The 19,080-nt window shown below is 72.2% G+C and carries 20 protein-coding genes; 5 read left to right on the forward strand and 15 right to left on the reverse strand.

The features are described 5' to 3' along the window. The first annotated feature begins 111 nt into the window (after positions 1–111). Together ABZ919_RS13760 and ABZ919_RS13765 are read left to right on the forward strand one after the other, a co-directional pair. On the forward strand, positions 112–1,182 hold the full coding sequence (locus ABZ919_RS13760) for a zinc-dependent alcohol dehydrogenase family protein (protein WP_361246814.1): 1,071 nt from the start codon (positions 112–114) through the stop codon (positions 1,180–1,182). A gap of 21 nt (positions 1,183–1,203) precedes the next feature. Then, positions 1,204–1,878 carry a pyridoxamine 5'-phosphate oxidase family protein gene (locus tag ABZ919_RS13765; RefSeq protein WP_361246816.1) on the forward strand — a complete coding sequence of 225 codons (675 nt, stop codon included), beginning with the start codon at positions 1,204–1,206 and terminating at the stop codon, positions 1,876–1,878. A 255-nt stretch (positions 1,879–2,133) separates the two neighbouring features. On the opposite strand, the gene ABZ919_RS13770 is transcribed toward ABZ919_RS13765, so the two are convergent. After that, positions 2,134–2,574, reverse strand: a complete 441-nt coding sequence (locus ABZ919_RS13770; RefSeq protein WP_361246819.1) for a pyridoxamine 5'-phosphate oxidase family protein — start codon at positions 2,572–2,574, stop codon at positions 2,134–2,136. A 392-nt stretch (positions 2,575–2,966) separates the two neighbouring features. On the opposite strand from ABZ919_RS13770, the gene ABZ919_RS13775 reads away from it, so the two are divergent. Both ABZ919_RS13775 and ABZ919_RS13780 read left to right on the forward strand, forming a co-directional pair. Further along, positions 2,967–4,703 (forward strand): GAF domain-containing protein, encoded by a 1,737-nt coding sequence (locus ABZ919_RS13775; protein ID WP_361246822.1) that lies wholly within the window; start codon positions 2,967–2,969, stop codon positions 4,701–4,703. 139 nt (positions 4,704–4,842) lie between these two features. Further along, positions 4,843–5,544, forward strand: coding sequence for a CBS domain-containing protein (locus ABZ919_RS13780; RefSeq protein ID WP_361246825.1), 702 nt, complete (start codon positions 4,843–4,845; stop codon positions 5,542–5,544). A gap of 157 nt (positions 5,545–5,701) precedes the next feature. Here the strand turns inward: ABZ919_RS13780 and ABZ919_RS13785 are convergent, their stop codons facing one another. From ABZ919_RS13785 to ABZ919_RS13795, 3 genes are all read right to left on the reverse strand, one after another. Continuing rightward, positions 5,702–6,355 carry a CBS domain-containing protein gene (locus tag ABZ919_RS13785; RefSeq protein ID WP_361246828.1) on the reverse strand — a complete coding sequence of 218 codons (654 nt, stop codon included), beginning with the start codon at positions 6,353–6,355 and terminating at the stop codon, positions 5,702–5,704. Positions 6,356–6,380: 25 nt separating this feature from the next. Further along, the gene (locus ABZ919_RS13790) at positions 6,381–6,839 is read right to left on the reverse strand and encodes a cyclic nucleotide-binding domain-containing protein (protein ID WP_361246831.1); all 459 of its coding nucleotides are present in this window, start codon (positions 6,837–6,839) and stop codon (positions 6,381–6,383) included. Between the two features lie 388 nt (positions 6,840–7,227). Continuing rightward, positions 7,228–7,746, reverse strand: a complete 519-nt coding sequence (locus ABZ919_RS13795) for a DUF2231 domain-containing protein (RefSeq protein ID WP_361246833.1) — start codon at positions 7,744–7,746, stop codon at positions 7,228–7,230. A 94-nt stretch (positions 7,747–7,840) separates the two neighbouring features. Between ABZ919_RS13795 and ABZ919_RS13800 the strand changes: the two genes are divergently transcribed. Next, on the forward strand, positions 7,841–8,392 hold the full coding sequence (locus tag ABZ919_RS13800) for a DinB family protein (RefSeq protein WP_361246835.1): 552 nt from the start codon (positions 7,841–7,843) through the stop codon (positions 8,390–8,392). A gap of 108 nt (positions 8,393–8,500) precedes the next feature. Here ABZ919_RS13800 and ABZ919_RS13805 read toward each other — a convergent pair whose 3' ends face one another. The 11 genes from ABZ919_RS13805 to ABZ919_RS13855 form a co-directional block, all read right to left on the reverse strand. Continuing rightward, positions 8,501–8,824 (reverse strand): hypothetical protein, encoded by a 324-nt coding sequence (locus ABZ919_RS13805; protein ID WP_361246838.1) that lies wholly within the window; start codon positions 8,822–8,824, stop codon positions 8,501–8,503. Then, the gene (locus ABZ919_RS13810; RefSeq protein ID WP_361246841.1) at positions 8,821–10,158 is read right to left on the reverse strand and encodes a hypothetical protein; all 1,338 of its coding nucleotides are present in this window, start codon (positions 10,156–10,158) and stop codon (positions 8,821–8,823) included. Before ABZ919_RS13810 ends, ABZ919_RS13805 begins: the two co-directional genes overlap by 4 nt. A 6-nt stretch (positions 10,159–10,164) precedes the next feature. Next, entirely contained in the window at positions 10,165–10,626 is a 462-nt protein-coding gene (locus ABZ919_RS13815) for a hypothetical protein (RefSeq protein WP_361246844.1), read from the reverse strand. Between the two features lie 290 nt (positions 10,627–10,916). After that, complete coding sequence (locus ABZ919_RS13820) at positions 10,917–11,042, reverse strand: hypothetical protein (RefSeq protein WP_361246846.1); 126 nt, start codon at positions 11,040–11,042, stop codon at positions 10,917–10,919. A gap of 234 nt (positions 11,043–11,276) precedes the next feature. Then, a complete protein-coding gene (locus tag ABZ919_RS13825; protein WP_361246849.1) occupies positions 11,277–11,657 on the reverse strand; it encodes a hypothetical protein in 381 nt (126 codons plus the stop codon). Between the two features lie 102 nt (positions 11,658–11,759). Beyond that, entirely contained in the window at positions 11,760–12,779 is a 1,020-nt protein-coding gene (gene denD, locus ABZ919_RS13830) for a D-erythronate dehydrogenase (RefSeq protein ID WP_361246852.1), read from the reverse strand. A 185-nt stretch (positions 12,780–12,964) separates the two neighbouring features. After that, on the reverse strand, positions 12,965–13,576 hold the full coding sequence (locus ABZ919_RS13835) for a TetR family transcriptional regulator C-terminal domain-containing protein (protein WP_361246855.1): 612 nt from the start codon (positions 13,574–13,576) through the stop codon (positions 12,965–12,967). A gap of 59 nt (positions 13,577–13,635) precedes the next feature. Continuing rightward, complete coding sequence (locus ABZ919_RS13840) at positions 13,636–14,538, reverse strand: 3-hydroxybutyryl-CoA dehydrogenase (protein ID WP_361246857.1); 903 nt, start codon at positions 14,536–14,538, stop codon at positions 13,636–13,638. A gap of 36 nt (positions 14,539–14,574) precedes the next feature. After that, complete coding sequence (locus tag ABZ919_RS13845) at positions 14,575–15,747, reverse strand: acyl-CoA dehydrogenase family protein (protein WP_361246860.1); 1,173 nt, start codon at positions 15,745–15,747, stop codon at positions 14,575–14,577. Between the two features lie 70 nt (positions 15,748–15,817). Continuing rightward, positions 15,818–16,990 carry an acyl-CoA dehydrogenase family protein gene (locus tag ABZ919_RS13850; RefSeq protein ID WP_361246863.1) on the reverse strand — a complete coding sequence of 391 codons (1,173 nt, stop codon included), beginning with the start codon at positions 16,988–16,990 and terminating at the stop codon, positions 15,818–15,820. Positions 16,991–17,024: 34 nt separating this feature from the next. After that, the gene (locus tag ABZ919_RS13855) at positions 17,025–19,079 is read right to left on the reverse strand and encodes an acetate--CoA ligase family protein (protein WP_361246866.1); all 2,055 of its coding nucleotides are present in this window, start codon (positions 19,077–19,079) and stop codon (positions 17,025–17,027) included. Position 19,080: the final 1 nt, after the last annotated feature.

The raw sequence follows: 19,080 nt of genomic DNA on the forward strand, positions 1-19,080 counted from the left end.
CCCCCGCTGGCGAAGCTGAACCTGCGGGGCGGCTCCGGCGTGGTGCCGGAGCCACGCTCACGCGGCGGACCCACGAAGAGGGACATCGACGAAGAGGGACAAGGAGCTGCCATGAAGGGCTTCGTCTTCCACGGTCCCGGACAGGCGTCCTGGCAGGACGTCCCGGACCCCGCCGTCAAGGAACCCACCGACGCCATCGTGCAGGTCGGCTCCGTGACCATCTGCGGCACGGACCTGCACATCCTCAAGGGCGACGTCCCCGAGGTCCGCTCCGGCACGGTGCTCGGGCACGAGGCGGTCGGTGAGATCGTCGAGGTGGGCGGCGACGTGCGCACCGTGTGTCCCGGAGACCGGGTGCTGATCTCCTGCATCACCGCCTGCGGCCGGTGCCGGTACTGCCGGGACGGCTCGTACGGCCAGTGCCGGGGCGGCGGGGGCTGGATCCTCGGTCACCTCATCGACGGCACGCAGGCCGAGTACGTCCGGGTCCCCTACGCCGACCTGTCCGTGCATGCGCTGCCGAGCGCGGTCCCCGCCGCGGACGCCGTCCTGCTGGCGGACATCTTCCCCACCTCCTACGAGGTGGGTGTCCTCAACGGGCACGTACGCCCCGGCGACACCGTCGCCATCGTGGGCGCCGGTCCCATCGGACTCGCGGCAATCGCCACGGCACGCCTGTTCGCCCCGGAACGGATCATCTCGGTCGACTTGGCTCCGGCCCGGCTGGAGGCCGCCCGGCGGCTGGGCGCCGATGCCGTGGCCGACGTCCGTGAGGCTCCCGGCCAGCTGGTCGCCGATCTGACCGACGGGCTGGGCGCGGACGTGGTCATGGAGGCGGTCGGCCTGCCGGAGAGTTTCGAGCTGTGCACCGGGATGGTCCGCCCCGGTGGGCGCGTGGCCAACATCGGTGTGCACGGCAAGCCGGCCACGCTGCACCTCGAAGACCTGTGGATCAAGAACCTGACGATCACGACCGGCCTGGTGGACACCTACTCCACGCCCACCCTGCTGCGGATGGCCGCGGCCGGCCGGCTGCCGACCGGGCAACTGGTGACGCACACCTTCCCGCTGGATCACATGGAGGAGGCGTACGACGTCTTCTCGCGGGCCGCCGCGACCGGCGCCCTCAAGGTGGTACTCGGTGGGGAGCAGCACGCGGAGGTCGCCGTACCCGCGGCCTGACCGGGAAGGAGTGTGACGACCATGACCGAACAGCCGAGAGCGGGCGTGGCGGCCGAGGCGCCGCCGGGCGATCTGGGCCGCCGCCTGGCCGCCCGGCGAGCCCAGCTCGGCCTGAGCAGACGCGAGGTGGCCGCACGCGCCGACATGGCGGCCGACTACCTCCGGTACCTGGAGGAGAACCCCGCCGCCGCTCCGGGCACCGGTCGCCTGATCAGGCTGGCCGAGGCACTGGAGACGACGGTGGCCGAGCTGACCGGCGCCACCGCCGGCCGGCCGCCGGGCTTCGGACGTGCCGCACCCGAGCCGAGTTTCACCGAGTTGACGCCCGCCGAGTGCCGGGCCCTGCTGGGCTCGCACGGCGTGGGGCGGCTCGCGGTGCCCACCGCGACCGGGCCGGTGATCGTGCCCGTCAACTACAGCGTCGTCGACGGCGCGATCGTCTTCCGTACGGTCCTCGGGGCGACACCGTCCCTGGCGGCCGGCCGGCAGGCGGCCTTCGAGGTGGATCGCATCGACGACGCCTTCAGCCAGGGCTGGAGCGTTCTGATCCGCGGCGATGCGCGGACGGTGACAGACCCGCGGGAGCAGCGACGGCTCACCGAGCAGGCGTACAGCGCCCCTTGGACGGGCGGGGAACGCGACCTGTGGGTGCGCATCGAGCCGCACGCGGTGACCGGGCGCCGGATCTCGGTCTGACGGCGGACGGGGCGGTGCGCGTGGGGCGAGGCGCGCACCGCCCCGTCCGTGCCCGCACGCCGTCCCGCGCTTCGCCCCGCACGCCGTCCCGCGCTTCGCCCCGCACGCCGTCCCGCACTTCGCCCCACACGCCGTCCCGCACTTCGCCCCACACGCCGTCCCGCGCTTCGCCCCGCACGCCGTCCCGCGCTTCGCCCCACACGCCGTCCCGCACGTCGCTCGGTCCGCTCTCCTCGCGTGGGCACCGGCCACCCGTCATGTGAGCAGCACGCCCGTGACCAGCTCGGGACGGATACGCATCGCCTGGTCCGTCTCCGCCCGGCCCGTCCCCGGCCGTGCCGCCCAGAGAGGCAGCAGCCCACGGGCGCGCGCCAGTTCGTCCGGGTCGGTGACCGGGCGTGCGTAGCCGGTGACCACCACGCTCCAGCCGAGATGGGTGACGGGGTCGATGGCGTCGGCCTCGTAGGCGACGACCACACCGGTGCCGTCGGCCTCGGTCTGCGAGGTCAGGGCGGCGCCCTCATGGGTACGGATCACGATGTCGCCGTCGACCAGGATGTGGTGGACGGGGCGGACGGTCGGCAGCGCCTGCCGGGTGAACACGAGCCTGCCCAGGGACACGCTGCCGAGCAGACGGAGTGCCTCGGCCCGGTCGAGGTCGATGCGGCGGTGCATCGAATCGTGTTCATGGATCATGGCTGACATCCTCGCAGTGGCGTGACCTCACCTGCTGTCACCGGTGCCGATGCCGCTCGGGCGTGCACCTGCTGCGACCCTCTTCTTCAGCAGGGGCACGACCTGGTCGAGCAGGGCCGGCGGCCTCGGCGGTGAGGCCGAACCCGGGCGGCACCGGCAGGACCATGGCGCCGCTCCTCGACTGCGCGGCCGGTCTGCGTACGGCTCCAGCGTGCGCCGGGAGCGGCCCTGCGGGGAGGTGCCCTCGGTCCCGCCCGACGGGCCGATCGGCCCAAGGCGGGGATGCGGTCGTGTGGCAGGCACACGCCCCGGGATCAGTCGAGGTATCGCCTCCGCCCCGCCCGGAAGGGGATACGGTGTGGGGAGACCCACCGGTTCAAAGCCATGTGCCGATGGGAACTGGAGGACTGGTGACCGGTGCGGAGGAGCCCCGCGTACGACTGCCGCAGCTGAAGCTCGACGAGTTGCTGGAGGAGTTGCAGGCCCGGATCGACACGGCCCGCGGGACGCAGGATCGGGTGCAGGGTCTGCTCGAGGCGGTCCTCTCCGTCGGCCGGGAGCTGAACCTGGAGCAGGTTCTGCACTCCATCGTGGAGGCGGCCGCGGCACTCGTGGACGCCAAGTACGCCGCCCTCGGCGTCATCGGACCGGACGGCAGCCGGCTGTCCGCCTTCCACACGGTGGGCGTCACCGAGGAGCAGATCTCCACGATCGGTCCGTATCCGGAAGGTCACGGCATCCTCGGCGAGCTGATCCGGCACCCGGAGCCCCTGCGGATCCCGAAGATCTCCGAGCACGCCGCCTCGTACGGCTTCCCATCGGGCCACCCGCCGATGAGCAGCTTCCTCGGCGTCCCCATCCGGATCCGCGACCAGGTCTTCGGCAACCTGTATCTGACCGAGAAGCGCGGCGGGCGGGAGTTCGACGAGGAGGACGAGTCGGTCCTGTCCACGCTCGCCGTCGCCGCCGGCGTGGCCATCGACAACGCCCGCATGTACGAGGACTCCCGGCTGCGCGAGCGCTGGCTGCGTGCGAACGCGGAGATCGGCCACAGCCTGATGTCCGGCAGCGACCGGGCCTGGTCGCTGGGTCTGATCGCCGAACACGCCCGGGAGATCTCGGGCTCGGCCCTGGCGGCGGTCGCCCTGCCCATGGAGGGCACCAAGTCGCTCACCGTGGAGATCGCCGTGGGAGTGGACGCGGACGCGCACCGGGGACTGGTGCTGCCCCTGGACGAGAGCCTCATGGGGCTGTCGTACACCGCGACCGCCCCGGTCACCAGCGACGACGTCGTCAGCGACCCGCGGATCACCCCCGAGCCGCCACGCTTCGAGGGGCTCGGCCCGGCGGTGGCCGTTCCCATCGGTACGGGTGAGGGCGGTGCGCGGGGCGTGGTCCTGGTGGCCCGGGAAGCCGGCCGGCCGGTCTTCCTGGAGAAGGAGACCGAGTTGCTGCAGGGGTTCGCCGCGCAGGCCGCGATCGCGATGGAGCTGGCCGAGCGCAGGCAGGACGCCCAGCAGATCGCACTGCTCGAGGACCGCGACCGCATCGCCCGCGATCTGCATGACCTCGCCATCCAGCGGCTGTTCGCCACCGGGATGACCCTGCAGAGCGCGGGCCGGTTCATCGAGCATCCCGAGGCCGCCGAGCGCGTGCTGCGGGCCGTGGACGACCTGGACGAGACCATCAAGATCATCAGGTCGACGATCTTCGGGTTGCGCGCACGCGTGGGCGGCGCGGGCAAGGGGCTGCGGTCGAGGGTCGTCCGCGCGGTCGACGAGGCCACGCCGGTGCTGGGCTTCACCCCCAGCGTACGCATCGAGGGCCTGGTCGACACCGATGTGCCGTCCGAGATCGCCGACCACGTCGTGGCCGTGCTGACGGAGTCCCTCACCAACATCGCCCGGCACGCCCACTGCGACCGGGCCCAGGTGGCTCTGACGACCGACGGCCGGGAGGTGCGGCTCAGGGTCTCGGACAACGGTGTGGGCATCCCGCCCGACGGCCGGCGCAGCGGACTGCTCAACATGGCCGAGCGGGCCGAGAGTCTCGGCGGAGGACTCGAGGCCGGCAGCGCCGGCGGCGGTGGCGCCACACTGGACTGGCACGTCCCGCTGCCCGCCGAGTAGGGGTCCGCCCGGCGCCCCCTGCGCTCGGGGCCGGGCCGAGGGGGACACGGGTTCGGGCCCACTCGGCCCATGCAGCCGCCGGCTGCGCCGCCGCAGTCTGAAGGTGTCCGGAGCCGGCACCGAGCCTCTGGAGGGCGCCATGAACGGCACTCCGGCCTTCGTGCAGGACGTGATGACCCACCGGGTCGTCGCCCTGCGCTCAGGGGCGGCCTTCAAGGCCATCGTGAAGGTCATGCGCGAGTGGAGCGTCAGCGCCCTGCCGGTGCTGGACGAGGCCGGACGCGTCGTCGGGGTCGTCTCCCAGGGGGATCTGCTGCCCAAGGAGGAGTACCAGGACGGCGGCCTCGGCCGGTACGGGCAGCTGTGGGACCTCACCGGAGCCCGCAAGGCGGACGCCGTGACCGCGGCCGAGCTGATGACCACGCCGGCCGTGACCGTGGCACCCGACGCCACGCTCGCCCACGCCGCGCGGACCATGGCCCGAACCGGGGTCAAGCGGCTGCCGGTGGTCGGCCGTGACGGAACGCTCCGGGGCATCGTCAGCCGATCCGACCTGCTGAAGGTCTTCCTGCGGGACGACGCGGAGATCGCCGGGGAGCTCCGGCGCGAGGTCGTCGCACGCCTCTTCGGCACGCACGCGGAAGCCGTCCGGGTGGAGGTGCAGGACGGTGTCGTCACGCTGGCCGGCCGCGTCCGCGAGACGGCTCTGATCCCGCTGGCGGCGCGCCTCGCCAGGGCCGTGGCGGGCGTGGTCGACGTGCAGTGCGCTCTGGCCGGTCCGCCCCGCCGTCCGGTTCTCGACCCCGACCTTCCCGCCGCCGACCCGGCGCACCTGCCCTGACGGCGGCGCCGGGCCCGGACAGGGGTCGGCGACGATGACGTGGCCCCGGACGGACGGTGCGGGCGAACCTCACGGCCACACGACCACTGGTTCTCCCTGCTCTCCGCGCGTCTCAGCGCGCGTCAGCGGCGTGGTGGCGACCCCGCGGGCGCCCGGCTCACTCGCCGGCGGCACCGGTGAGCCGGCAGTCCACGCCGACGACGCCCTCCACGCCGTTCACCAGGCGTGCGGCGAGCGGGATCCGCGTGGCGTCCGGCACCCGCCCGGTCAGGGTGGCGACGCCATCGGTGACGACGACGTGCACGGGCTCGACCGGGGCGGGGAAGAGCGGGTCGACGACCTCGCGCCGTATCTCGTCGGCGAGGTCATTGTCGGGGCGCAGGAACACCTTGAGCAGGTCCCTGCGGCTGACCACGCCTTCGAGCAGGCCCTCGGCGTTCACGACGGGCAGCCGCTTGACCTGCCGCAGCGCCATGATTCGCGCGGCCTCGGCCAGTGTGGCGTCGTCGTGCACGGTGACCGCCGGGGTGCTCATCAGCTCCTCGGCGCACACGGCCCCCGCCTTGGCGAGGTCGGACAGCCGGCGCAGCTGGGTGAGCCGGTCCGGATCGCTGTCCCGGAACTCCTCCTTGGGCAGCAGATCAGCCTCGGACACCACGCCCACCACCCGACCGTCGCCCTCCAGCACGGGAAGGGCGCTGACCTCCCACCGGACCATGCGCTCGACGACGTCCTTGAACAGAGCCTTGCTGCCCACGGCCACGACAGCTCGCGTCATCACGTCACTCACCCGGTGCGGGCTGCTGTCCATGGCGTTCTCCTCACGGGGCCGGAGGTCAGACCAGGTCACCGCTGCCGTAGGGGGCGTTGTAGAGGTCGAGCAGCCGTACCCGGGTGGCGTGCAGCCGCTGGGCGACCACGCGCCCGACCCACACGGCGATCGCCCGGCCGAACTCCGGGTCCTCGGCACACAGGGCCCGCACGGCCTCGGCGTCGAACTCCCAGGCACTGACCGGGCTCATCGCCCGGGCGCCCAAGTGCCAGATGCAGGGCGGGAAGTGCCAGGACCAGCCGAGCAGTTCACCGTTTCCGAGGGCCTCGATGACGGCGGGCCGGCGGCCGGGCACATGCAGGTCGAGGGCGACGGTGCCGGTGCGCAGGATCCAGAAACGGTCGGCGCGACGGCCCTCCTCGAAGAGGCGGGCCCCGGCGTCGTAGGAGACGTCATGGCTCAGGCGCATCAACCGATCACGGTGCACGGGCTCAAGAGCCGCGCTCATGGTGTTGGAGGTCATCGCACCGGCTCCCTTCAAGGCTTGTGTTCCAGCCTGGGCGCTCCGTGCCCAGGGCACCACAGGCCACTCGGGCCGGGCCGGGGGCCCTTCGGCCCCGGGCGGGACGACCGTGCGGCGGCCCCGCGGGATCCGGAGCGCGCGTCCTGGACCGCCCAGCACGGCGGACGCACAGGGCCCCGGCGCGGCAGTGCGCGCCGGGGCCCTCCATGGGCCTGCCGGGTCGTGCGACGGGCCGTGGCTGCCCGGACGGTGTCCGCCGCTCCGGAGTCCGGGGCTCGGGCGGAGTCCGCGGACGCACGGCCACCTGCATCCGCCCGCGATCGTCGTCTCCTCGGGGAAGGGGACTTCCGAACGAGGCCGGAGCCGGCCGAGCGGGGCGCGCGCCGGATCAGTCGCCGTGGTCCTCCGATCCCTTCGCCGTCTTCGAATAGGCGTCGTGCCAGGCGGCCTTCGCACCGGAGTCGCCGATCCGGTAGACGTCCACCACGGCACCGACGGCGACGGCCAGCGAGAGCACGCCGACGACGATCCGAACGGGCAGGGCGGACCAGCGCGTGTTGCCGCTGCGACCGGGTTCCGCCGCGGCGCGCCGCCCCGCCGCCCACCACACGAGTGCCGCGAGCACGAACAGGCCCAGGGCCCACGGCAGCAGGCCGTCGCCCAGTTCGGTGTGCCGGCGCACCAGGGCGTCGTCGTCCACGTGCCGCTCCAGCCACTCGCCGGCGTGCGTGGTCAGCGGCACGCTGACCAGCGCCAGGAAGGCGAGGACCGGCAGCAGTACGCCCAGCCGCCGGGCGGCGCGCGGCCACAGCGCGGCCGTCACCAGCGCGAGCGCGGTGAGGGGTATCAGCACCACGACCACATGGACGAACAGGACATGGGCGGGCAGACCGTTGATCAGAGTCATCCAGGAGCTCCTGAGGGGGGTACGGGCGCGCGCCAGACTGGCACAGCCACCTCTCAGTCACCTCTGAGGACCACGAGCAGAGCATGATGTGGACATGAAGATTCCCGACCGACGGATCGAACTGTTCACCGGCACCGACAGCGAGCACCGGTTCAGCGGCCCCGCGACCGGTGACGAGCGGAGCATGCTCGTGGCTGTGCTGGACGCCCAGCGCACCACCCTGAAGCTGAAGTGCTCCGGGCTGGGGCCGGAGTTGGCCATGCGGTCCGTGCCGCCGTCCTCGCTCTCCCTGCTCGGGCTCGTCCGGCACCTCGCCGACGTGGAACGCCGCTGGTTCCGGTCCGTGCTCGCCGGGCACGACGTCGAGCTGCGTTTCTCCTCCACCGACACCCCCGAGGGCGACTTCGACGGCGCGGGCCCCGGCCCCGAGGTCGTCGCGGCGTCCTGGGCGGCCTGGCGCGCCGAGGTCGCCTTCGCGGAAGCGTTCGTCGCGCAGGCTCCGCATCTAGAGGTCGAGGGCCACGACTCCTGGCGGGGCGCGGTCTCCCTGCGCTGGGTGCTGATCCACATGATCGAGGAGTACGCCCGTCACAACGGACACGCCGATCTGATCCGCGAACGGATCGACGGCGCGGTCGGGGTGTGACACCACGACTTCGCACAGACCCTGACCCGCGGCCCGCCTGTCGCACAGATCCCTCGCCCACCGGGGCGCAGCGCGACGCGCTGCCTCCCGGTGGCGCCACCGTCGTGGTCAGAGACCGGGGGCGAGCACGGTCAGCCTCAGGACGGCCGCGACGGCCAGTACCGCGGAGAGCGCGTACCACCATTTCCTCGACCACTCGGCCTTGGTGAACACCCACGTCAGCACGGCCGTGACGGCTGTCAGCGCCAGGGCGAGGAGGGAGGCGAACCGGGAGTGCGAGACGGCTTCGCCGTCCCAGGGGCCGGCGGGGTCGGCCATGTACGCGAGGAAGGCCACATAGCCGGTCACCAGGTGACCCAGGGCCAGAAACAGGCCGCACACCGCGGAGCCGATGCCGAACCGCGTACCCGGCCGCGTGACGGGGCTGCTCACCCGAGGGCCTCCTTCGCCTGGTCGAGTTTCCGGTCGAAGCCCCGACCGTAGGCCTGGGCTGCCGGGTCCTGGTAATAGGGGCCGCCGTTGTAGCGGGCGGCCAGTTCCGCCATCTGCTCGCGGGTCATCCGTTCCGGCGGCACGTCGGCGAAGTCGCTCTGCGCCTTGAGCTGGGCGAGGTACTCCGAGGCGATGAAGACGTTCTTGCCCGGATCCTTGATCGCGCCCACGACCTGGTCCCGCTGCATGTCGGTGAGGTGATGCGGGTCGTAGCCCAGGACCTCGGCGGCGCGGCGGACCTGGATGGACAGCGGGCCCATGGACGTCTGGTCGGGGTCCTCGGAGCCGGGCAGGAACTGACGGCCCTGGTAGGCAAGATCGTCCAGGACGCCCGGGTCGCCCTCGACCTCCTGCCAGGCGATGCCGGCGACCATCTCCGGCGGCAGTCCGGCGTCATGGGCGGCGGCCTTGATCAGCTCGCTGTTGGCCGAGATGTACTCGCGGCGGCTTTCGTCGGAGTTCGACGGCAGCCAGTAGTTGTTGCCCTGAGCCTTCGGCAGCCCGTCGACACGGGTTGCGATGCGCGTCAGGATCTCGTCGGCCACCACGTCGCCGCCCATGGTGGGAATCGCGTCCACCTTCGGGCCCGCGCCCGGGAGCTGGGCGTAGGGATTGCCGCTCGCCTGACGGGCCTCGGCCTGGAGCGGTCCCAGTGTCTTCAGGAACTGGCCCGGGTCCTCGACGGGGCTGCGGAAGTCGGGGAGGGAACGGTAGGCCGCGTCGATGTCGGCGATGCACGTGCCGCGCGCCTCCGACTCCGCGCGGAGGGCGTCGCCGTAGTGATCGCTGGTCTGGTTGTAGTAGCGCTCGGCGTCCTCGCGGATCGCGTCGACGTCGACGGTCAGTTCCGCGAAGCAGTCGAGTACTCCGGTGGTGCTCCGGAGGTCCTCCCACTGCCGCATCGGCTCGGCGGCCCGCGCGGTCGGTGTGATCGCGGTGGCCTCGCGGGCCATCACCTCGGACAGCTTGCCCTCGGTGGTCCTGCCGCTCTTGTAGTGGCCCTTGGCCGTGGTGACCGCCCCGGCATAGGCAACGAGGGCCTTGCCCACGGTACGCAAGGCGCCGGACAGGGCGTCCGTGAGGTGCTGGGCCTCGCTCAGGCGCTTGGCGTACAGGTCATGGGCGTCGCTCTGCCAGTCCACCTTCATCGCCTTGCCGAAGGCGTCGTCGGTGGTCTCGATCAGCTTGTGCAGGCGCGTGTACTCCGCGGCGCTGCGCTCGATGAGCGCCGGATCCGCGTCTTCCAGGAACTCGACGTCCGCGCGATGGGCCACGGCGGATCACCGGTCCCCGGGTTCGGTGTAACGTCCCGACACCAGAACGGAGTTCAGCCGGGCGCGGACTCCCTCGTCGTACTGCGTGTACGTGTTGTTCGCCGACTTCAGTTCGGCCGACAGGGCCGCGAGCAGCACGACCGCATCCGTGTACTGGTCCTGGGCGTAGCGGGCGAACGTGTCGACATGGGCGGCCACGTCGGGATGGGATCGCGGTACGCGGCACATCGTGGCGTTCTCGCCGTCCATCCGGCCCTCGTACAGGACGCCGGCGATCTCGAGCAGGGCGTGCGAGCTTCCGTCCATGGAACTCGCGTTCACGGCGTACCCGTCGCCGTGGCCGGACGGCCCCGCCGATCCGCCGCTGCCTGCGTCGGCGGTCAACTGGTCCAGCCGCATGTGCGCCGGCCGCTGTCGCCTCGCGAGCGCGTCAGCCTTGAGCTGCGCCCATTCCTCGTCCCACGACATGTTCACTCCCCCGATCGGCTGCCGCACCGCTGCAGCAGTTGGTCATGTCTTTACCAAGTCTGGCACAGAACAGTAAAGAATGATCACGCTCGAACGACCGGAGTCCTCGTCCCGCTACCGGTCGGCGGCAAGGAACTGTCGGTCGACGGCGTGCGGTTGGCACCGGGTGAGGCTCACCGGCAGGACGGCGGCGACCACGGTGAGCGCGGGCCGGACGGCGCGGTTGTTCGCTATCGCCGGACCGGCGGTGCAGGCGAGCGGCAAGCTGCCGCCTCGGGGAAGGGGACGGGTCACGGCTGCGCGCCGCGGGCGAGGATGACCGCGTAACGGCACACGGCGTCCGTGGTGTTGACGAAGAAGCGTTCGGGGCGCGCCGAGTTCGACGGTGTCGCCCGCGTCGAGTGCGTGGACCGCATCGCCGTCGTGGCGGGTCAGGTGGCCGTCCAGGACCCAGACGACCTGCCGACGAAGGCGAAGGCGAAGGGCGAAGGCGAAGGCCGGATACGGCACCCGGGCGCCGGCCAACCCCGGTGGCCGGCCTTTCTGTACGACTCCGAGGGCCGCCGCTTCCTGCTCCCCCACATCAACGAGTGGCAACTGGACGACCCCTGTGGCCGGTGGTGCGCGCAGACGCGGGGCAAGGGCCGTTCTCAGCGCAGGGAAGCCGTCACCGCGCAGACGAGGACGGTGACGACGAGGCTGGCGATCATCACCATTCCCACGCCGATCATGAACAGTCCACTGCTGTCGTCCGACCAGTCGAGGCAGGCGGCAAGGGTGAGGCCGGCCGTGGTGCCCAGCACGGTGCCCGCGAAGTACCGCCGGTGTGCCGCCCAGCACACCGGCACGAGGAGGGTCACCACCAGCCCGATCACCTGCCACGCCTGGTACGGGCCGGTCATCGAGCCATCGGCGTGGACGTCGCGGTGCTGGTCCCAGCCGAGCCATGCGGCCCACGCCGCCACTGACACCCCCGCCAGCACGACGATCGACACCACATGGGCGACGAATGTCAGCGGTCCTTGGCGCATGGCCCGAGCCTGACAGCCGGTACCGGTGCCGGCCTGAGCCCTCCTACTCAGCTCCGCCTGAGTACCCGACACCGTACCCGACACCGCGGCCACAGCGGGTGGTCACTCGGAGGCGTCGAGCGCCACCGCGTTGGGATGGTCGGCGAGATAGTCCTGTACGAGCGACAGGAAGCTCGCGTCGGGCGCGAGACCGAGTGCGGCGGCGCGCCGGTTGTCGAAGACGGCGGGCCACGAGCCCACCATGGTTTCGACGGCGGGATCGGGTGCGATGGTCACCCGGTCGGCGACTGCCTCGCCGGCCACCTCCCGCAGCGTCCTCAGCATCTCGGCGACCGACACGGTGAGCGCGGGGAGGTTGACCGGCACCTGGCCTTCGAGGCGTCCCGGCCCCTTGCCGCGCTCGGCCTCAGCGATGCGAAGGAGCCCGTGGACCGTGCGCCGGGGTGAGGACAGCGCCACCTGGAGTCCGGGGCGCACCGGGCAGACGGCCCCCAGTCCCGCGAGGGGTTCACGGATGATGCCGGACAGGAAACCGGACGCGGCCGCGTTCGGCGTGCCCGGGCGTACCGCGACGGTCATGAGGCGGGCGACGCGTCCGTCGACGAAGCCGTGGCGGGTGTAGTCGGCGATCAGGTGCTCGCAGACGAGCTTCTGGGTCCCGTAACTCGACCGCGGCAGGGGCAGGGTCGACTCGTCGATCACCGGGGGCACGGGCAGCGCCGGGTCGGAGCCGTAGACGGCGAGGCTGCTGGAGAACACCACCCGCGGGGTCGGTCCTGTGGTGGCCGACTGCGCGCGGGCGGCGTCGAGCAGAGCGCGGGTGGTGTCCACATTGGCGTACATGCCGAGGTCGACGTCGGCCTCGCACTCGGCCGACACCGCGGCGGCCAGGTGGAACACCACATCGACCGGCTCGGCGAACACCTCGTCCAGACGATCGGTCAGGTCGCCGTGCACGACGTCCACGAGCGGGTCGGCCGCCGGTGGCGCGCCGGGTTCCACGGCGCGGTCGGCGAGCACCAGCCGTTCGATCGGTGTGCCGCCGAACGTCCGCGTCCGCAGCAGTGCGGCGGCGAGCCGGCGTCCCAGGAAGCCGAACCCACCGGTGATGACGACCCTCATGCGCTGACTCCTCGGTGCTGGCCCGTGAACGCCGTCCGGCACAGCGTCGTGTTCTGTCTGCCCGCATGCGCCCGACCGCAAAGACCTGCGCCCGACGGCGAAGACCTCCGTCGGTCAGCCGCACCTGTGAGGGATGCGCAGGCACCGCCTGTCGGTGCGCCTCGCTCGTGCCCCGCTCACCGCAGTCACTCCACCGGCAGTTCGCCGGGCAGGCCCAGCGCGGCGGACACATGGCGCCAGATGGATGCGAGCGCGGTGTCCAGAGTGACCGACGGGTCGCGCAGCATGAGGCGGATCCCGTAGCCGTCGCTCAGGGACAGCACGAGCGTGCACAGATCGTCCACGTCGGTCGGTTCGAACTCACCGGACGCGATGCCGCGCCGCACCGCGTCGGCCACCCAGGTGTGCAGCTGCGCGTACAGGTCGACGGCATAGGCCCGGGTCGCCTCGTCGCGCAGCGCCCGGACCCACAGTTCCTGCCACAGCCGCCAGTCCTGATGCAGTTCGGGGTCGGTCGGCAGCAGGTTGCGCACGATGCGGGCCAGGACGACCGCCGCGGGCGCCGTCTCCGCGTCGCGTTCCACGTCGACGGCGGTGTTGGCGAAGGAGTGGGTCATCGCCTCGGTGAACAGCTTCTCGCGGGTGTCGAAGTGGTAGTGCAGCAGAGCCGTCGACACGCCGGCCCTTTCGGCGACCATGCGCATCCGGATCTTCTCGAAGCCGATCTCTGCGATGACCTCGCACGCCGCGGTCAGGATGCGCTCGCGTGTGTCTGCGGTGCGCACCTTGGTCGACACCCTGCGGCTCCTCTCGTCCGGTGGCCGTATGCCATGACCATCTTCCCTCACCTTTCCCCTCACCGGGGCGTCGCCGGCGCCGCCGTCTCACGCCGCGGCTGCCCGTCGTACACGTGGAAGCCGCGCCCCGACTTCCGCCCCAGCAGTCCGGCCTCCACCATGCGGGACAGCAGCGGAGGCGGTGAGTACTGCGGTTCGCGGAACTCCGCGTACAGCGACTCCGCGATGGCCCGTGTGGTGTCCAGACCGATCAGGTCCGCCAGGGCCAGCGGTCCGAGCGGATGCGCACACCCCAGCACCATGCCGCGGTCGACGTCCTCGACGCTCGCGCCGCCCGATTCCACCATGCGGATGGCGGCCAGGAGATAGGGCACGAGCAGCGCGTTGACGATGAAGCCCGCCTTGTCCCGGGTGCGGACGGTCTCCTTGCCGAGCCTGCCCGTCACGAAGGTCTCGGCCCGGGTCAGGGTGTCGGGCGAGGTGAGCAGCGAGGGGACGAGTTCGACCAGCGGCAGTACCGGTACGGGGTTGAAGAAGTGCACTCCGACGACGCGTTCGGGGCGGGTCGTCGCGGAGGCCAGCCGGACGACCGGGAGCGAGGAGGTGTTCGTGGCGAGGAGGGCACGGTCGCCGGTGACCACGGAGTCGAGGCGGGTGAAGACGTCGGTCTTGAGGCGCTCGTCCTCCGCAACGGCTTCGATGACCAGGTCGCGGTCGTGCAGGGCCTCGATCTGGTCGACCACCGTGATGAGGGCGGCGGTGGCCCCCCGCCGCTCGTCGGTGAGCCTGCCGTGCGCGGTGGCCCGGTCGAGGGACCGGGCGATGCGCAGGCGGCCCGAGCGGGCCGCCTCCGCGTCGCGTTCCACCACGGTCACCGGCAGGCCGGCCCGCGCACAGACCTCGGCGATGCCCGCACCCATCAGGCCGCAGCCGACGACTCCGACGCGTTCGATGTCGGTCATCCGAGCTTCCCCTTCGGTCCGTGTCGGCCGTGGCCGTCAGACGGTGGGCAGGTCGAGGACGCCCGAGCCGCGCTTGATCAGCTCGTTGGCGATGATCAGCCGCTGGATCTCGGAGGTGCCCTCCCAGATCCGGTCGACGCGCAGCTCGCGGTAGAGCCGTTCGACCGCGTACGTGCGGTCGTAGCCCCGGCCGCCGTGGATCTGCAGACAGCGGTCGATCACCCGGCCCGAGGCCTCGCTGGCCGCGAGCTTGGCGATGGCGGCCTTGGCGTGCAGTGTCTTGCGGTCCTCGGCCGAGGCCCGGTCGACCTCCCAGGCGACCTGGTGGGTGTAGGCACGGTTGACGGCGATGTCCACGGCGCAGTCCGCGAGCATGCCCTGGATCAGCTGGTACGAGGCGATCGGCGCCCCGGACTGCTCCCGCTCCACCGCCCAGTCACGGGCCAGTTCCAGGGCCCGTTCGGCGGCGCCGGTGGTGCGCGCGGCGATCATCAGGCGTTCCTCGGTGAACCACGAGCGCGTGATGTCGTACCCCTCGCCGATGCCGCCGAGCACCGCGTCCTCGCCGACCTGGACGTCGGTGAAGGTGAACTCGGGGTGTTCGTAGACGAAGGTGTGCATGAAGCGGGGCACGCGGGTCATCTCGATGCCGGGCGTGTCCTTGTCGACGAGGAACAGCGTCGGTGCCCGCTCCGGTCCCGCCGCGGCCAGCACGATCATGAAGTCGGCGTGGTCGCCGACCGTCACGAACCACTTCTCCCCGTTGAGCACCCAGCCCCGGTCGTTCCTGGCGGCGGTGGTGGCGAGGTTCTGCGGGTCGGAGCCCGCACCGGGCTCGGTGACGGCGTAGCAGTCGCGCCGCTCGCCCTTGATGACCGGGACGAGGAACCGTTCCCGCTGCTCCGGGGTGCAGAAGCGGAGGGCGTTGGCGGGCCGCCACACCATGTCCCACAGGGCGCCGGTGAGGCGTCCCAGTTCCTCCTGGACGGTGGCCTGCTCGGCGACGGTGAGTCCGGCGCCACCCCATTCGGCCGGCATGTTGACGGCCTGGAGCCCCGCGTCGAGGACGGCGTCGCGGACCTTGGCGTGCACGTCGGCGGGCAGGCCGTTGTTCTCCTCGCACTGGATCTCGTAGGCGGCGATGAAGTCGGTGAGGGCGCGGGCGTCGGCCTTGAGCTGTGCCTGGCGCGGGGTGAGACGGAAGTCCATCGGGTTCCTCGCTTTGCGGTGACGAAGGGGGGCGGTGGTGCGGAGGAGGGCGGTGCGGAGGAGGGCGGTGTCAGTGCGTGGGCAGGGCCAGGGCGCGGGTGCCACGCTTGATCAGCTCGTTGGCGATGATCAGCCGCTGGATCTCGGAGGTGCCCTCCCAGATCCGGTCGACGCGCAGCTCGCGGTACATGCGTTCGACGGGGTAGGTGCGGTCGTAGCCGCGGCCGCCGAAGATCTGCAGACAGCGGTCGGCGACCCGGCCGGCTGCCTCGCTGGCGGCGAGCTTGGCGGTGGAGGCCTTGGCGTGCAGCGTCTTGCGGTCGGTGTCCGGCTGGTCCGCCTCCCAGGCGACCTGGTGGGTGTAGGCACGGTTGACGGCGATGTCCACGGCGCAGTCCGCGAGCATGCCCTGGATCAGCTGGTACGAGGCGATCGGCGCCCCGAACTGCTTCCGCTCCACCGCCCAGTCGCGGGCCAGTCGCAGGCAGCGTTCGGCCGCGCCGACGGAGCGTGCCGCGATCATCAGGCGTTCGTCGGTGAACCATTCCTTGGTCAGCTCGTAGCCGTTGCCGACTCCGCCGAGCACGTCCTCGTCACCCACGAAGACGTCCGTGAAGGTGAACTCGGGGTGCCCGTTGACCGCGGAGTGCATGAAGCGCGGCACGCGCGTCATCTCTACGCCGGGCGCGGCCTTGTCGACGAAGAAGAGGGTGGGCAGCCGGTCCGGTCCGGCGTCCGCCTGCACCAGCAGGAAGTCGGCGATGTCCCCGCAGGTGACGAACCACTTCTCGCCGTTCAGCAGCCAGCCGCCGTCCGTGCGGGTGGCCGTGGAGGTGCCGGAGGAGGGGTCGGAGCCCGCGCCGGGCTCGGTGACGGCGAACGCGTCGAACTTCTCCCCGCGGATCACGGGCAGCAGGTACTTCTCGCGCTGCCGCTCGTCGCCGTACGCGAGGACGTTGGCCGGCCGCCAGGGGATGTCCCACAGGCAGTTGGTGACCCTGCCGAACTCCTCCTCGACGATGACCTGGTCGAGCAGGCTGAGGCCGGCCCCGCCCCATTCGGCGGGCATGTTGATGGCATAGACGCCGGCGTCCATGGCGGACCGGGTCAGTTCGGCGACGAGTTCCTGCGGCAGGGGGCCGCCGGCCTCCTCGGACTGGTCCTCGTAGCTCATCAGCAGGCGGGCGTAGACGGCGGCGCGGCGCTTGAGATCGGCCTGCTCGGGGGTGTAGCGCATGTCCATGGGGGCCTCTTCGGTCGGGGCTCGAGGGGATGGGTCAGGCGAGTACGGCACGGGAGTCGAGGGCGAGGACCCCGCGCGGGAGGACGAGCAGGGGGTTGACCTCGAGTTCGGCGATCTCCGGGTGGGCGGCGGCGAACGCCGTGATGGTCTCGACGGCGGCGGCGGCCGCGGCGACGTCGACGGGGGGCCTGCCGCGCACGCCGTCGAGCAGGGCGGCGGTGCGCAGCCCGCGCAGCAGGTGCAGGGCGCGGTCGGCGGTCACGGGGGCCAGAGTGAAGGCGACGTCGTGCAGGACCTCGGCCAGCACGCCGCCCAGGCCCACCATGGCCACGGGACCGAAGCGGGCGTCCCGGTTCACACCGACGATCAGCTCGACGCCGCCGGTCAGGTCCGCCATGGCCTCCACGGAGTAGGAGGGGGCGCCCAGGCGGGCGTGCATCTCGCGGAAGGCGGCGAGGAGTTCGCCGGGGCCGGCCAGGCCCAGTGCCACACCACCAGCGTCGGACTTGTGCAGCAGATGCAGGGCCTTGAGGACGTACGGCCCGGCGAACTCCTCGGTGATGGCGAGGAGTTGGGTCTCGTCGCGGACCTCCCGGGCGGCGGGGAACGGCAGTCCGGCCGCTGCGAGAGCACCGCGCGTCTGCAGATAGCCGGTCTCGTGCAGCGGTGCCGCGGGCGGGGGAAGGTGCGTGAGGCCGGTGTGCGGTGCCCGGGGCGCCGTGGCGGCGAGGGCTCGGGCGGCGTCCTCGGTGGCGGAGAAGACCGGGACACCGGCCGCGGCGAGGGTACGGCAGCTGGGCGACTCGGGGTACATCGACTGCACCACGAGGGGTTTGGCGGTGGCGTGGTGGCGGTCGGCGATGAGTCGCGCCGCGGCCTGTTCCCCGTCCGCGAGGACCGTGCCTCCTCCGCCGAGCCCGCCGTCGGCAGCCGCGTACCCGCCGAAGTAGCCGGTCATCAGGACGGCGTCGGTCTCCTCGGCCGCCAGCAGCGCGGCGACGGTCTCGGCGTACGAGCCCGGGTTCTGCTCGCCCATTCCGGCGAGGTCCACCGGGTTGGCGACGGCCGACTGGTCCCACAGGACCTTCCGGAGCCGGTCCCGGGTCGGCGCGCGGAGTTCGGGGACGGTCAGGCCGGCCGTCTCGACGGCGTCGGCGGCTATGACACCGTGGCCACCGCCGTCCGTGAGGACCGCGACCCGACGGCCCGCCGCACTCCGTGCGCCGTGCAACGCGGCCAGGACCACGGCGAGTTCGCGCGGGGTGGCGACCAGTTCCACCCCTGCGTCCCGGCACGCCGCGGTCACCACGTCGGCCGAGGTGGTGAGCGCCCCGGTGTGGGACTGGGCGCTGCGTGCGGAGGCGTCGCCGCGTCCGGCGGTGAGCAGGACGACGGGCTTGCCCGCCTCGGCGGCGGCTTCGGCGAAGGCGCGGCCGTCGGCGAAGTCCTCCGCGTAGACGGCGATGGCCCGGGTGCCCTCGTGCCGGGCGCAGTCGGCGAGCAGGTCGACGAGGGTGACGTCGGCCTGGTTTCCCAGCGAGACGAACCGGGAGAAGCCGAGGCCGTGCGGGCGGAAGCGGAGCTGGAGTTCCAGGGCGAGGTTGCCGCTCTGGCTGAGGAGGGCGACACCGCCGGGGGTGAACGTGTCTGAGGCCAGGAAGAGGTCCGTGGTGTTGTCTGCCAGTCCCAGGCAGTTGGGGCCGACCATCACGGCACCGGCGACGCGTACCCGTTCGGCGACGGCGAGCTGGCGGGCCCGCCCTCTGTCGCCGGTCTCGGCGAAGCCCGCGGTGATGGCGACGACGGCCCGGGCCCCGCACGCAAGAGCCTCGTCGACGGCGTCCTCGAAGCCGGCGGCGGGCACGCAGACCACCGCGAGGTCGACGGGTTCGCCGATCGCGCCCAGGCCGGGGGCGGCGGTGCGCCCCAGCACCGTGCCGCCACGCCGGTTGACCAGGTGGACGGGGCGGCGGCCGCCTGCGCGCAGGGCCTGGGCGGCGATGGCGTGGCCGTACTTGGCGGGGTCGTCGCTGGCGCCGACGACGGCGACGGAGACGGGGTCGAAGAGGGCCGACAGGTCGCGTCCCATG

The sequence above is a fragment of the Streptomyces sp. NPDC046759 genome (assembly GCF_040645475.1).
GTDB lineage: Bacteria > Actinomycetota > Actinomycetes > Streptomycetales > Streptomycetaceae > Streptomyces.

Coding starts and splice junctions, on each gene's coding strand:
- ABZ919_RS13795 (WP_361246833.1), bottom strand. CDS start 7,746: ATGACTCTGATCAACGGTCTGCCCGCCCATGTCCTGTTCGTCCATGTG.
- ABZ919_RS13800 (WP_361246835.1), top strand. CDS start 7,841: ATGAAGATTCCCGACCGACGGATCGAACTGTTCACCGGCACCGACAGC.
- ABZ919_RS13770 (WP_361246819.1), bottom strand. CDS start 2,574: ATGATCCATGAACACGATTCGATGCACCGCCGCATCGACCTCGACCGG.
- denD (WP_361246852.1), bottom strand. CDS start 12,779: ATGAGGGTCGTCATCACCGGTGGGTTCGGCTTCCTGGGACGCCGGCTC.
- ABZ919_RS13820 (WP_361246846.1), bottom strand. CDS start 11,042: ATGCGGTCCACGCACTCGACGCGGGCGACACCGTCGAACTCGGCGCGC.
- ABZ919_RS13815 (WP_361246844.1), bottom strand. CDS start 10,626: ATGTCGTGGGACGAGGAATGGGCGCAGCTCAAGGCTGACGCGCTCGCG.
- ABZ919_RS13775 (WP_361246822.1), top strand. CDS start 2,967: ATGGGAACTGGAGGACTGGTGACCGGTGCGGAGGAGCCCCGCGTACGA.
- ABZ919_RS13845 (WP_361246860.1), bottom strand. CDS start 15,747: ATGGACTTCCGTCTCACCCCGCGCCAGGCACAGCTCAAGGCCGACGCC.
- ABZ919_RS13780 (WP_361246825.1), top strand. CDS start 4,843: ATGAACGGCACTCCGGCCTTCGTGCAGGACGTGATGACCCACCGGGTC.
- ABZ919_RS13855 (WP_361246866.1), bottom strand. CDS start 19,079: ATGGGACGCGACCTGTCGGCCCTCTTCGACCCCGTCTCCGTCGCCGTC.
- ABZ919_RS13840 (WP_361246857.1), bottom strand. CDS start 14,538: ATGACCGACATCGAACGCGTCGGAGTCGTCGGCTGCGGCCTGATGGGT.
- ABZ919_RS13760 (WP_361246814.1), top strand. CDS start 112: ATGAAGGGCTTCGTCTTCCACGGTCCCGGACAGGCGTCCTGGCAGGAC.
- ABZ919_RS13850 (WP_361246863.1), bottom strand. CDS start 16,990: ATGGACATGCGCTACACCCCCGAGCAGGCCGATCTCAAGCGCCGCGCC.
- ABZ919_RS13785 (WP_361246828.1), bottom strand. CDS start 6,355: ATGGACAGCAGCCCGCACCGGGTGAGTGACGTGATGACGCGAGCTGTC.
- ABZ919_RS13825 (WP_361246849.1), bottom strand. CDS start 11,657: ATGCGCCAAGGACCGCTGACATTCGTCGCCCATGTGGTGTCGATCGTC.
- ABZ919_RS13790 (WP_361246831.1), bottom strand. CDS start 6,839: ATGACCTCCAACACCATGAGCGCGGCTCTTGAGCCCGTGCACCGTGAT.
- ABZ919_RS13765 (WP_361246816.1), top strand. CDS start 1,204: ATGACCGAACAGCCGAGAGCGGGCGTGGCGGCCGAGGCGCCGCCGGGC.